The organism is Agromyces molybdatiresistens (assembly GCF_052748445.2).
Genome location: NZ_CM188258.1, coordinates 2,117,667 through 2,131,665, shown reverse-complemented (window position 1 = coordinate 2,131,665; position 13,999 = coordinate 2,117,667). Strand labels below are relative to the sequence as shown.

Sequence of the window (13,999 nt, the reverse complement as noted above, 5' to 3'; positions counted from 1 at the left end):
GTAGTCTTGACGGGTGCCCGACCCCACCCCCGTGAAGCCCACCCTGCTCGTCGTCGACGGCCACTCGCTGGCCTACCGCGCGTTCTACGCCCTGCCCGTCGACAGCTTCAGCACCCGCGACGGCCAGCACACGAACGCCATCCACGGCTTCCTGTCGATGCTGCTCATGCTCCTGCGCAACGAGAAGCCGACCCACCTGGCGGTCGCCTTCGACACCTCCCGGCAGTCCTTCCGGACGCGCGAGTACACCGAGTACAAGGCGAATCGCAGCGAGACGCCGTCGGAGTTCAAGGGTCAGATCGGCCTGCTGAAGGATGCGCTGCGGGCCATGCGGATCACGGTGCTGGAGAAGGAGGACTACGAGGCCGACGACATCCTCGCGACGCTCGCGACGCGCGGTGCGGCCGAGGGCTACGACGTGCTCGTCGTCTCCGGCGACCGCGACACGATCCAGCTCGTCGACGACGACATCACGCTGCTCTACCCGAACGTGCAGGGCGTGTCGCAGCTCAAGCGCTACGACGCCGACGCGGTGCTCGAGCGCTACGGCGTGCGACCCGAGCAGTACCCCGAGGTGGCCGCGCTCGTCGGCGAGACGAGCGACAACCTCCCCGGCATCACGAAGGTCGGCGAGAAGACCGCGGTGAAGTGGCTCGGGCTCTACGGCAGCCTCGACGGCATCCTCGAGCACATCGACGAGATCAAGGGCGTCGTCGGGGACAACCTGCGCCGCGAGCGCGAGAACGCGATCCGCAACCGTCGCCTCAACCGGCTCGTGCGCGACCTCGAGCTCGAGGTCGAGCTCGGCGACCTCGCCGCGCAGCCCATGGATGAGGCGGCGGTGCGCGAGCTGTTCGACCGTCTCGAGTTCAAGACGCTGCTCGAGCGAGTCACCAAGATGGCGGCCGAGTCGAACGGACTGACGGCCGACGGCACCGCAGCGCTCTCCGCCGAGGCCGAGCCCGCGGCCACCGCGCCGGTCGCCCGGTCGCTCCGCGGCGAGGAGCTCGCCGGCTGGCTCGCGCGCGTCGCGGCAGCCGAGCCCGCGGGGCTCGGGCTCAGCCTCGAGATCCTGGACGGCCGCGTGATCGGCGCCGGCGTGGCGGGCACGACCGAGAGCGTCCGCGTCGACTGGGTCGCGGGGTCACCCGATCTCGCACCGTTCGAGTCGTGGCTCGCGAGCGACGCGCCCAAGGTCATGACCGACGCCAAGCCTCAGCTCAAGGCGCTGCGCCGATCGGGCCTCGCCTTCGACGGGCTCGTCGTCGACACGCTCATCGCCGGCTGGCTCATCCGCCCGAGCCTCGCCGAGAAGGACCTGGTCGACCTCGTCTCCCGGTACCTCGGCGAGACCATCCCCATGGCCGACCCGTCGCAACTCGTGCCCGACGCCGACAGCACCGCCGGTGCACCCGAGTTCGCGTGGTACACGCTGCGCGTCGCACCCCACGTGCTGGCGGCCCTCTCCGAGGGATCGCGGCGCGTGCTCGCCGACATCGAGATCCCGATCGTCGGGGTCCTCGCCGAGATGGAGCTCCGCGGCGTGACCGTCGAGCACGCGCGTCTCACCGAGATCTCTGCGCTGCTCGGCGAACGCGCGGCATCCCTCGCCGAAGCGGCCTACGCCGAGATCGGCCGGGAGGTCAACCTGGGGTCGCCGAAGCAGCTCCAAGAGGTGCTGTTCGACCAGCTCGGCATGCCGAAGACGCGCGCGACCAAGACCGGCTACTCGACCGACGCGGGCGCCCTCGCCGACCTGCAGGAGACGAATCCGCACCCCTTCCTCGGGCTTCTGCTCGAGCACCGCGACGCCACCAAGCTCCGCCAGATCGTCGAGACGCTCGACAAGTCCATCCAGTCCGACGGTCGCGTGCACACGAGCTACGTGCAGGTCGGCACCACGACCGGTCGCATCTCGTCGACCGATCCGAACCTGCAGAACATCCCCGTCCGCACCGAGGAGGGGCGCCGCATCCGCGCCGCATTCACGTACGGCGCCGAGTACGCCGAACTGCTCACCGCCGACTACTCGCAGATCGAGATGCGCATCATGGCGCACCTCTCGGAGGACCCGGGCCTGATCGAGGCGTTCCACTCCGGCGAGGACCTCCACCGCTTCGTCGGAGCCCGGATCTTCGACGTGGACCCTGCCGACGTCACGCCGCTCATGCGCACGAAGGTCAAGGCCATGTCCTACGGCCTGGCATACGGCCTCAGCGCGTTCGGCCTCTCCAAGCAGCTGCGCATCGACCGCGCCGAGGCGACGCAGCTCATGAAGGACTATTTCGAGCGCTTCGGCGCCGTGCGCGACTACCTCCGCGGCGTCGTGGCGCAGGCGAAGCTCGACGGCTACACCGAGACGATCTTCGGCCGGCGCCGTCCCTTCCCCGACCTCAACAGCCCGAACCGGGTGCTCCGCGAGAACGCCGAACGTGCCGCGTTGAACGCCCCGATCCAGGGGTCGGCGGCCGACATCATGAAGTTCGCGATGATCGGGGTCGAGCGCGAGCTCCAGGCGCGTGAGCTGCGCTCGCGGATGCTCATGCAGGTGCATGACGAGCTCATCTTCGAGGTCGCCGAGGGCGAGGGCGACGAGCTCGAGGCGCTCGTCCACGACCGGATGTCGAATGCCGCCGACCTGCTCGTGCCGCTCGACGTCCAGGTGGGGCGCGGGCGCGACTGGGAGGACGCCGCGCACTGAACCGCCGCGGTCGTCCGTCCCGCGGTGGGCGCCGCCCGGCAGCGCCCACCGCGCGCGGCGCCGTGCACGATCCGGCCCGTCGCCCGCGGAAGCGAGGGCGACTCGCGGCTTCGCGGACGCGGCATCCGCTCGTCTAGGCTCGCGGTCATGGCCATCGCAGACCGCACTCCCACCGACGTCGACCGCATCGCCGAGGAGTGGGTCGACACGATCGTCGAGCTGAACCCGACGGTCGGCACGTATCTCGGCCGTACCGACCAGGACCACCGGCTGCCCGACTTCTCGCCCGACGGGCACGAGGCGCGCATCGAGGCGGCGCGGGCTGCGCGCGCCGCGCTCGGTGCGGCCAGCGCCACCGACGACGTCGACCGGATCACGGTGGCCGACCTCGACGGCGAGCTGGGCCTCGATCTCGAGGCGGATGCCGCCGGCCTGCAGCTGCGCGACCTGAACGTGATCGCGAGCCCGGCCCAGGAGGTCCGCGAGGTGTTCGACCTCATGCCGACGGCCGACGAGGAGGACTGGGCGCGCATCGCGAGCCGGCTGGCTGCGGTCCCCGCCGCGATCGACGGGTACGTGGCGAGCCTCCGACTGGGGATCGAGCGCGGCATCGTCCCGGCGGTGCGCCAGGTGCACGAGGTCGCCGTCCAGGCGCGTCGGCACGCTCGTCCCGACGGGTTCTTCGCCTCGTTCGTCGGGGGTGCCGGCGAGGTCGCAGGCGAGGCGCTGCGGCACGATCTCGACGCGGGCGCCGCGGCCGCGGCATCCGCCTACGGGCGCCTCGCCGAGTTCCTCGACGGCGAGCTCGCGCCGCGCGCGGGCGAGCGGGACGCGGTCGGCAGGGAGATCTACGCGCTCCGTTCACGGCACTTCCTCGGTGCGGTCGTCGACCTCGACGAGACCTACGAGTGGGGCGTCGAGGAACTCGCGCGGATGGTGGCGGAGCAGGAGGCGGTCGCGAACGAGGTCCTGCCCGGCGCGAGCGTCGAGGAGGCCGTGGCGCACCTCGAGGCCGACCCGGCGCGCAAGCTCGTCGGCACGGACGCGCTGCAGCGGTGGATGCAGGAGACGAGCGACCGCGCCGTCGCCGAACTCGGGGCGACCCAGTTCGACATCCCGGAGGAGATCCGCACGCTCGAGTGCCGCATCGCGCCCACGCAGGAGGGCGGGATCTACTACACCGGGCCGAGCGACGACTTCACCCGTCCGGGCCGGATGTGGTGGTCGGTGCCGGAGGGCGTGACCGAGTTCGACGCCTGGCGCGAGAAGACGACGGTGTACCACGAGGGCGTCCCGGGCCATCACCTGCAGATCGGCCAGGCCGTCGCCAATCGCCGGCAGCTCAACACGTGGCGTCGGCAGCTCGCCGGCACGTCCGGTCACGCGGAGGGCTGGGCGCTGTACGCCGAGCGCCTCATGCAGGAGCTCGGCTATCTCGACGATCCGGCCGACCGGCTCGGGATGCTCGACGGGCAGCGGATGCGTGCCGCGCGGGTCGTGCTCGACATCGGCGTCCACCTCGGCAAGCCGCGCCCGGACGGCGATGGCACGTGGACGGGGGAGTACGCGTTCGACTTCATGGGTCGGAACGTCAACATGCCGGCGGAGTTCGTACGCTTCGAGGTGCACCGCTACCTCGGCTGGCCCGGCCAGGCGCCGTCCTACAAGGTCGGCCAGCGGATCTGGGAGCAGCTGCGAGCGGACGTGCAGCGTCGCGAGGGGGCCGGGTTCGACGTCCGCTCGTTCCACCGTCGGGCGCTGTCGCTCGGCGGAGTCGGCCTGGACACGCTCCGTGGAGCGATGGCGGCGTGACCCGCGGCGTGCGCGACACGCCCGGGTTGCTGATCGCGACGGCGAGCCGCTAGGATGGAGCGTCACTCGTGTGACGATCCTGTCCGCCTGCCCGTCGCGGACCAACCAAAGACACCGTTCTTCCCGCGTCGGGCCCGATACTGTCCATTCGGAGCATCCACTACATGACAACCGCAACGACCAAGGCGCCCAAGCAGGTCGCGATCAACGACATCGGATCTGCTGACGATTTCCTCGCCGCGGTCGAGAAGACGCTCAAGTTCTTCAACGACGGCGACCTGATCGAGGGCACCGTCGTGAAGATCGACCGCGACGAGGTCCTCCTCGACGTCGGCTACAAGACCGAGGGTGTCATCCCCTCCCGCGAACTTTCCATCAAGCACGACGTCGACCCCAGCGAGGTCGTCGAGGTCGGCGACTCCGTCGAGGCCCTCGTTCTCCAGAAGGAGGACAAGGAAGGCCGCCTGATCCTGTCGAAGAAGCGCGCGCAGTACGAGCGCGCGTGGGGCGACGTGGAGAAGATCAAGGAGAACGACGGCGTCGTCACCGGCTCGGTCATCGAGGTCGTCAAGGGCGGCCTCATCGTCGACATCGGCCTCCGCGGCTTCCTGCCCGCGTCGCTCATCGAGCTGCGTCGGGTCCGCGACCTCACGCCGTACCTCGGCCAGGAGATCGAGGCGAAGATCCTCGAGCTCGACAAGAACCGAAACAACGTGGTCCTGTCGCGTCGCGCGCTCCTCGAGCAGACCCAGTCGGAGTCGCGCTCGACCTTCCTGCAGAACCTGCACCCGGGCCAGATCCGCAAGGGCGTCATCTCGTCGATCGTCAACTTCGGTGCGTTCGTCGACCTCGGTGGCGTCGACGGTCTCGTCCACGTCTCGGAGCTCTCGTGGAAGCACATCGAGCACGCGTCCGAGGTCGTCGAGGTCGGCCAGGAGGTCACCGTCGAGGTGCTCTCCGTCGAGCTCGACCGCGAGCGCGTCTCGCTGTCGCTCAAGGCCACCCAGGAGGACCCGTGGCAGGTCTTCGCGCGCACGCACGCGATCGGCCAGGTCACCCCGGGCAAGGTCACGAAGCTCGTCCCGTTCGGCGCGTTCGTCCGCGTCGCGGACGGCATCGAGGGCCTCGTGCACATCTCGGAGCTGTCGGGCCGTCACGTCGAGCTCGCCGAGCAGGTCGTGTCGGTCGGCGAGGAGGTCTTCGTCAAGGTCATCGACATCGACCTCGAGCGTCGCCGCATCTCGCTCTCGCTCAAGCAGGCGAACGACGGCGTCGACCCCGAGGGCACCGAGTTCGACCCGGCGCTCTACGGCATGCTCACCGAGTACGACGAGCAGGGCAACTACAAGTACCCGGAGGGCTTCGACCCCGAGACCAACGAGTGGCGCGAGGGCTTCGAGGCCCAGCGCGAGAAGTGGGAGCAGGAGTACGCTGCGGCCCAGGCTCGCTGGGAGGCGCACAAGAAGCAGGTCGCCGCGTCGCTCGCGGCCCAGGCTTCGGACGACTCGTTCTCGTCGGGCGCGTCGTCGTTCTCGAGCGAGTCGGCCGGCGCGGGCACCCTCGCCGACGACGCCTCGCTGGCGGCGCTGCGCGAGAAGCTCTCGAGCAACTAGTCACGACGTGCAGCCCTCGCGCTGCACGAACGGCACGCGGAAGGCCGGTCCCCTCGGGGGGCCGGCCTTCCGGCGTTCGGGTGGAGCGTTCCGCACCCGTAGAGTGGACATCGTGTATCTGATCGGCCTCACCGGCGGCATCGCGTCGGGCAAGTCCACCGTCGCGCGCCGCCTCGTCGAGCACGGCGCCATCCACCTCGACGCCGACCAGCTCGCCCGTCGCGTGGTCGAGCCGGGCTCGGCGTGCCTGGCGGCCATCGTCGACGCCTTCGGCGACGACGTGCTGCGGTCCGACGGCACACTCGACCGGCAGCGACTCGGCGGACTCGTATTCCATGACGACCAGGCGCGCGCGCGGCTGAACGCGATCGTCCACCCCGCGGTGCGCGAGCTGTCGGGCCGACTCATCGCGAAGGCCGAGCAGGAGAATCCGGATGCGGTCGTCGTGTACGACGTGCCCCTCCTCGTCGAGGCCCAGGTCGACCACCCGTTCGACCTCGTCGTCGTGACGAGCGCGCCGAAGCGCACCCAGGTCAAGCGACTCGTCGAGGAGCGGGGCGTCGATCCCATCCAGGCCGAGGCCCGCGTCGACGCGCAGGCGAGCGACGAGGAGCGTCGCGCCGTGGCCGACGTCGTCATCGATACGGGCGGCACCCTCGCGCACACCATGAGCCAGGCCGATGCGCTCTGGGTCGACATCGAGCGCGCGCGGAAGGCGAAGCGCGCCTGACCGGACGGCGCGCGGCCGCACGGCCTCCCGGCTCCGACGGATGGCGCGAGTACGCCCTCGGCGTACCCGGCGGGCGTGTCGGTGGGCCGACCTAGACTCGAATCCATGCAGTCGACCCGTTCCGTGCGCCCATTCGAGGTCGTCAGCGAGTACGCCCCGAGCGGCGACCAGCCGCAGGCGATCGCCGATCTGGCGGCCCGCATCAACGCCGGCGAGACCGACGTGGTGCTGCTCGGCGCGACCGGCACCGGCAAGTCCGCGACGACGGCCTGGCTCATCGAACAGGTCCAGCGGCCCACGCTCGTCCTCGCGCACAACAAGACCCTCGCCGCCCAGCTCGCGAACGAGTTCCGCGAGCTCATGCCGAACAACGCGGTCGAGTACTTCGTGTCGTACTACGACTACTACCAGCCCGAGGCGTACGTCCCGCAGACCGACACCTTCATCGAGAAGGACTCCTCGATCAACGCCGAGGTCGAGCGGTTGCGGCACTCGACGACCAACTCGCTGCTCAGCCGGCGCGACGTCGTCGTGGTCTCCACGGTCTCGTGCATCTACGGCCTGGGCACGCCCGAGGAGTACCTCAGCGCGATGATGCCGCTCCAGGTCGGCCAGCGCGTCGACCGCGACTGGCTGATCCGCAAGTTCGTGTCGATGCAGTACCAGCGCAACGACGTCGACTTCTCGCGGGGCACCTTCCGGGTGCGGGGCGACACGATCGAGATCATCCCGGTCTACGAGGAGCACGCGATCCGGATCGAGATGTTCGGCGACGAGATCGAGGCGCTGCACAGCCTGCACCCGCTGACCGGCACGGTCGTGGCCAAGCTCGATGTTGTGCCCGTGTTCCCGGCCTCGCACTACGTCGCGAGCGTCGACGTGATGCAACGCGCGATCGGCACGATCCGCGACGAGCTCGACGAGCGGCTGCGGGAGCTCGAGCGAGAGGGCAAGCTGCTCGAGGCCCAGCGGCTGCGCATGCGCACGACCTTCGACCTCGAGATGATGGAGCAGATCGGCTTCTGCTCGGGCATCGAGAACTACTCGCGCCACATCGACGGTCGCGCGCCGGGCGAGGCGCCGCACTGCCTCCTCGACTACTTCCCCGACGACTACCTCGTCGTGATCGACGAGTCGCACGTCACGGTTCCGCAGATCGGCGCGATGTACGAGGGCGACGCCTCCCGCAAGCGCACGCTCGTCGAGCACGGCTTCCGCCTGCCGAGCGCGCTCGACAACCGGCCGCTCAAGTGGGACGAGTTCAAGGACCGCGTCGGACAGACGGTGTACCTCTCCGCGACGCCGGGCAGGTACGAGATGGGCATCGCCGACGGCGTGGTCGAGCAGATCATCCGCCCGACCGGTCTCGTCGATCCCGAGATCGTCGTGAAGCCCACGAAGGGCCAGATCGACGACCTCCTCGAGGAGATCCGCGCGCGCGCCGAGCGCGACGAGCGCGTGCTCGTCACGACCCTCACGAAGCGGATGGCGGAGGAGCTCACCGATTTCCTCACCGAGGCCGGCGTGCGGGTGCGGTACCTGCACTCCGACGTCGACACGCTGCGGCGCGTCGAACTCCTGACGGAGCTCAGAGCCGGCGTCTACGACGTCCTCGTCGGCATCAACCTGCTGCGCGAGGGCCTCGACCTGCCCGAGGTGTCGCTCGTGGCGATCCTCGACGCCGACAAGGAGGGGTTCCTGCGCTCCTCGACGTCGCTGATCCAGACCATCGGTCGCGCCGCCCGCAACGTCTCCGGGCAGGTCCACATGTACGCCGACGTGATGACCGACTCCATGCAGCTCGCGATCGAGGAGACGAACCGGCGTCGCGACAGGCAGCTCGAGTACAACCGGGTGAACGGCATCGATCCCACGCCGCTCCGGAAGCGGATCGCCGACATCACCGACGTGCTGGCTCGCGAGGAGGCCGACACGGCGCGGCTCCTCGCCGGCCGCGAGGGCCGGAAGACCTCGCCGGTCCCGATGAAGCGCGACGGCATCGCGGCGGCCGGCGCGAACGACCTCGAGGAACTGATCCGCGACCTCAACGACCAGATGCTCGAGGCCGCGGGCGAACTGAAGTTCGAGCTCGCCGCGCGCCTGCGCGACGAGGTGTCCGAGCTCAAGCGCGAGCTGCGGCAGATGGAGAAGGCGGGCCACCTGGGCTGACGACGACGCGAGCCGCGAGGCATCCGACTGGGAATCGAACGTGTGTTCGCTCTCGGCAGGTGCGATCGCGGGAGGAGTGTCGGAGGCCGTTCGTAGACTCGTAGGGTGCCAGTTTCACGCCTCGATGCCCATTCGCGCCTGAGTGTCCGCGGGGCACGCGTCCACAACCTGCGCGACGTCGATGTCGAGATCCCGCGCGATGCGATGGTGGTCTTCACGGGCCTCTCCGGCTCGGGCAAGTCCTCGCTCGCGTTCGACACGATCTTCGCCGAGGGGCAGCGCCGCTACGTCGAGTCCCTCTCGGCGTACGCCCGGCAGTTCCTCGGGCAGGTCGACCGACCCGACGTCGACTTCATCGAGGGGCTGAGCCCCGCGGTCTCGATCGACCAGAAGTCGACGAACCGCAATCCGCGCTCGACCGTCGGCACGATCACCGAGATCTACGACTACATGCGCCTCCTCTGGGCGCGCATCGGCGTGCCGCACTGCCCGGTGTGCGGCGAGCGGATCCAGCGGCAGACGGTCCAGCAGATCGCCGACCGACTGATGGAACTGGAGGCGGGCACGCGGTTCCAGGTGCTCAGCCCCGTCGTCTCGCAGAAGAAGGGCGAGTTCGTCGACCTGTTCCGCGAGCTCTCCGGGCAGGGCTACTCGCGTGCCGTGGTCGACGGCGAGCTCATCCGCCTCGATGACGCGCCCAAGCTGAAGAAGCAGGTCAAGCACGACATCTCGGTCGTGATCGACCGGCTCGTGGCATCCGACGACATCCTCGGCCGGCTGACCGACTCGCTCGAGACCGCCCTCCGCCTGACCGACGGCGTCGTGCAGGTCAACTACGTCGACCGCGAGGGGGATGCCGCATGGCAGACCTTCTCCGAGAAGCTGAGCTGCCCGAACCAGCACCCGATCGCGCTCACCGAGATCGAGCCGCGGACCTTCTCGTTCAACGCGCCGTTCGGCGCGTGCCCCGAGTGCTCGGGGCTCGGCACGCGCATGTCGGTCGATGAGGAGCTGCTGCTCGGCGACCCGGCGATGAGCATCGCCGAGGGCGTCATCCTGCCCTGGACCTCGCAGGGCAAGAGCCTCTACAACTACTACGAGAAGCTCCTCGACGGGCTCGCGCGCGACCTCGGGTTCTCGCTCGACACCCCGTGGGAGGAGCTCGACGTCGACGCCCGCCATGCGGTGCTGCGCGGCGACAACTTCGAGGTGCGCGTCCGGTGGCGCAACCGCTACGGGCGCGAGATGAGCTACACCTCCGGCTTCGAGGGCGTCGTGCCCTACATCGAGCGGCAGTACCTCCAGGCCGAGACCGACGTGCAGCGCGCGCGATGGGCCGAGTACCTCCGCGAGATCCCGTGCCCGGTCTGCAGCGGCGACCGGCTGAAGCCCGAGGTGCTCGCCGTCCTCATCCACGACGCGTCGATCGCCGACGTCTGCCGGCTGAGCCTCACCGACGCGCGCTCCTTCATGGACCGGCTCGAGCTCACCGATCGCGAGCAGGCCATCGCCGCGCAGGTGCTGCGCGAGATCAAGCTCCGGCTCGACTTCCTCATCCGCGTCGGGCTCAGCTACCTGGACCTCGCGCGCGCGGCGGGCACGCTCTCGGGCGGCGAGGCGCAGCGCATCCGCCTCGCGACGCAGATCGGGTCGGGCCTGACCGGCGTGCTCTACGTGCTCGACGAGCCGAGCATCGGCCTGCACCAGCGCGACAACCGCCGGCTCATCGACACGCTCGTCGCGCTCCGCGACCTCGGCAACACGCTCATCGTCGTCGAGCACGACGAGGACACGATCCGGACGGCGGACTGGATCGTCGACATCGGGCCGGGCGCCGGCGTGCACGGCGGCACGGTCGTGCACAGCGGCAGCTACGCCGACCTGATGAAGAACACCGAGTCGCTGACGGGCGACTACCTCGCCGGTCGGCGCGAGATCGCGATCCCGGCCACCAGGCGGCCGGTCGACGCCGAGCGGGTGATCCGCGTCGAGGGCGCCCAGGCGAACAACCTGCGCGGGGTCGACGTCGAGTTCCCGCTCGGCACGTTCACCGCCGTCACCGGCGTGAGCGGGTCGGGCAAGTCCTCGCTCGTGAACGACATCCTGTACCGGGTGCTCGCCAACCGGCTGAACGGGGCGCGCAAGGTGCCGGGCAAGCACCGCCGCGTGGCGGGGCTCGACCACCTCGACAAGGTGGTCCACGTCGACCAGGCGCCGATCGGGCGCACGCCACGGTCCAACCCGGCGACGTACACCGGCGTGTTCGACCGCATCCGCACGCTCTTCTCCGAGACGGCGGAGGCGAAGGCCCGCGGGTACCTGCCGGGCCGGTTCAGCTTCAACGTCAAGGGCGGTCGCTGCGAGGCGTGCTCCGGCGACGGCACGATCAAGATCGAGATGAACTTCCTGCCCGACGTCTACGTGGCGTGCGAGGTGTGCGGCGGGCAGCGCTACAACCGCGAGACGCTGCAGGTGCACTACAAGGGCAAGAACATCGCCGAGGTGCTCGAGATGCCCATCAGCGAGGCGGCGGAGTTCTTCGAGCCGATCTCCGCGATCCACCGCTACCTCAAGACCCTCGTCGACGTCGGCCTCGGGTACGTCCAGCTCGGCCAGAGTGCGACCACCCTCTCCGGCGGCGAGGCGCAGCGCGTGAAGCTCGCGACCGAACTGCAGCGGCGCTCGAACGGGAGGAGCGTGTACGTGCTCGACGAGCCGACGACCGGCCTGCACTTCGAGGACGTGCGGAAGCTGCTGAAGGTGCTCGGCAAGCTCGTCGACAAGGGCAACACCGTGATCGTGATCGAACACAGCCTCGACGTCATCAAGTCGGCGGACTGGATCATCGACCTGGGTCCCGAGGGCGGTTCGGGCGGCGGCCAGGTCGTCGCCACAGGCACCCCCGAGCAGGTCGCCGAGGTGCACGAGAGCCACACGGGGTACTTCCTGCGCGAGATCTTCGAGGCCGCCGCCGGCCCGGCGGTCGCCGCCAGCTGAGCATGGCGAACACCGTCCCGTACCGTCCGCGGCCGGGGGAGATCCCGACCGATCCTGGCGTCTACCGGTTCCGCGACGCCGACCGGCGCGTGCTCTACGTCGGCAAGGCGATGAATCTCCGTGCGCGGCTGTCGAACTACTTCGCCCCGCTGCACACGCTGCACGAGCGCACGCGCCGGATGGTCACGACTGCCGCCTCCGTCGAGTGGACGGTCGTCGCCAACGACATCGAGGCGCTGCAGCTCGAGTACACGTGGATCAAGGAGTTCGATCCGCCCTTCAACGTGAAGTACCGCGACGACAAGTCGTACCCGTACCTCGCGGTCACGTTGGCCGACGAGGCGCCGCGCGCCATCGTGACGCGCCGGCGCGGCATCCCCGGCGCGAAGTACTTCGGCCCGTACCCGAAGGTGTGGGCGGTGAACGAGACGCTCGACCTGCTCTTGAAGCTCTTCCCGATCCGCACCTGCAAGGACTCCGACTACAAGCGGGCGATCCAGACCGGCAAGCCCTGCTTCGCCGGCCAGATCGGGCGATGCTTCGGGCCGTGCTCGGGCCGGGTCACGATGGCCGAGCACCGGGCGAACGTCGACCGGTTCGTCGCGTTCATGCAGAACCAGGACCGCCGCATCATCACCGACCTCACGCAGCAGATGCGCGCGGCCGCGGCGGTGCAGGACTACGAGACCGCCGCGCGCCGGCGCGATGAACTCCAGGCCGCCGAGTCGTTCTTCGAGAAGAGCGCGGTGGTGCTCCGCGACCACGTGGACGTGGACGTCTTCGGCGTCGACCACGACGAGCTGGCGGCGGCCGTGCACCTCTTCATCGTGCGCGGCGGCCGGATCCGCGGGGTTCGATCGTGGACCGTCGACACCGAGCTCGACATGTCGCTCGGCGACCTCGTCGACTCGGTCGTCCAGAACGCATACGGCGACGACATCCGCCCGCCGGCCGAGGTCGTCGTACCGGCCCTGCCCGACGACGCCGAAGCGCTCGAGGGCTGGCTCGCGGCGCTCGGCGGCCGGAAGGTGCGGCTCCGCGCCGCGCGGCGCGGCGACAAGGCGGCGCTGCTCGAGACGGCGACGCAGAACGCGCGGCAGACGCTCGTCCTCTACAAGACCCGGCGCAGCGCCGACTTCACGGCGCGCTCGCGCGCCCTCGAGGACATCCAGGAGGCACTCGGGATGGCCGACGCCCCGCTCCGGATCGAGTGCTTCGACGTGTCGCACCTGAGCGGCACCAACGTCGTCGCCTCGATGGTCGTCTTCGAGGACGGACTGCCGCGGAAGGACGAGTACCGGCGGTTCACGATCCCGAGCACGACCGACGACACGGACTCCATCCACCAGGTGCTCACTCGCCGGCTGGCGTACCTCGGGTCGACCGCGAACAGCGACGATGAGGCGGATGCCGCGCCCGCCTCGGCCAGGGACGGCGACGCCGAGCACGCCACGGTGGATTCCGCGGCCGGGTCCGGGGGCGAGGTCGTCGCACCCTCGCGTCGTGCGAAGTTCGCGTATCGGCCGAACCTGCTCGTGGTCGACGGCGGCCGACCGCAGGTCGCCGCGGCCGAGCGGGCACTGCGGGAGTCCGGTGTCGAGGGCGTCTACCTCTGCGGCATCGCGAAGCGGCTCGAGGAGATCTGGACTCCCGACTCGGACTTCCCCGTGATCCTGCCGCGCAACAGCGACGCGCTGTTCCTGTTCCAGCGCGTCCGCGACGAGGCGCACCGATTCGCCATCACCCACCAGCGGCAGCGTCGCAAGCGCGACATCACGACGATCCTGTCCGAGGTGCCCGGCCTCGGTCCGGCGCGCGTCAAGGCCCTGCTCAAGCACTTCGGTTCGGTCGCGCGACTCCGTCAGGCCGACGAGGCCGCCATCGCCGAGGTGCCCGGTATCGGCCCCGCCCTCGCGTCGGCCATCCGCACCCACCTGGAGGGAACGAGCCGCGCCGCCGCAGACTAGGCTGGACCAC

Annotated in this window: 7 protein-coding genes; all 7 read left to right on the top strand. The window is 69.9% G+C overall.

What is annotated here, in order from left to right; translation table 11 throughout:
* The first annotated feature begins 13 nt into the window (after nt 1-13).
* Nucleotides 14-2,701, top strand: coding sequence for a DNA polymerase I (gene polA, locus ACULK2_RS09840; RefSeq protein ID WP_445967078.1), 2,688 nt, complete (start codon nt 14-16; stop codon nt 2,699-2,701).
* A 147-nt stretch (nt 2,702-2,848) separates the two neighbouring features.
* Nucleotides 2,849-4,513: a DUF885 domain-containing protein gene (locus ACULK2_RS09835; RefSeq protein WP_445967077.1), complete on the top strand. Its 1,665-nt coding sequence runs from the start codon at nt 2,849-2,851 to the stop codon at nt 4,511-4,513.
* Between the two features lie 164 nt (nt 4,514-4,677).
* Complete coding sequence (gene rpsA / locus ACULK2_RS09830) at nt 4,678-6,126, top strand: 30S ribosomal protein S1 (RefSeq protein WP_445967076.1); 1,449 nt, start codon at nt 4,678-4,680, stop codon at nt 6,124-6,126.
* A gap of 112 nt (nt 6,127-6,238) precedes the next feature.
* Nucleotides 6,239-6,856 (top strand): dephospho-CoA kinase, encoded by a 618-nt coding sequence (gene coaE, locus ACULK2_RS09825; protein WP_445967075.1) that lies wholly within the window; start codon nt 6,239-6,241, stop codon nt 6,854-6,856.
* A 105-nt stretch (nt 6,857-6,961) separates the two neighbouring features.
* On the top strand, nt 6,962-9,025 hold the full coding sequence (gene uvrB, locus ACULK2_RS09820) for an excinuclease ABC subunit UvrB (RefSeq protein WP_445967074.1): 2,064 nt from the start codon (nt 6,962-6,964) through the stop codon (nt 9,023-9,025).
* Nucleotides 9,026-9,130: 105 nt separating this feature from the next.
* Entirely contained in the window at nt 9,131-12,022 is a 2,892-nt protein-coding gene (uvrA, locus tag ACULK2_RS09815) for an excinuclease ABC subunit UvrA (RefSeq protein WP_445967073.1), read from the top strand.
* Between the two features lie 2 nt (nt 12,023-12,024).
* The gene (gene uvrC / locus ACULK2_RS09810) at nt 12,025-13,989 is read left to right on the top strand and encodes an excinuclease ABC subunit UvrC (protein WP_445967072.1); all 1,965 of its coding nucleotides are present in this window, start codon (nt 12,025-12,027) and stop codon (nt 13,987-13,989) included.
* Nucleotides 13,990-13,999 lie beyond the last annotated feature (10 nt).

What these genes read in the sequence shown, in the direction of transcription:
- ACULK2_RS09835 (WP_445967077.1), top strand. Translation starts at nt 2,849, where the DNA reads ATGGCCATCGCAGACCGCACTCCCACCGACGTCGACCGCATCGCCGAG.
- rpsA (WP_445967076.1), top strand. Translation starts at nt 4,678, where the DNA reads ATGACAACCGCAACGACCAAGGCGCCCAAGCAGGTCGCGATCAACGAC.
- uvrB (WP_445967074.1), top strand. Translation starts at nt 6,962, where the DNA reads ATGCAGTCGACCCGTTCCGTGCGCCCATTCGAGGTCGTCAGCGAGTAC.
- uvrC (WP_445967072.1), top strand. Translation starts at nt 12,025, where the DNA reads ATGGCGAACACCGTCCCGTACCGTCCGCGGCCGGGGGAGATCCCGACC.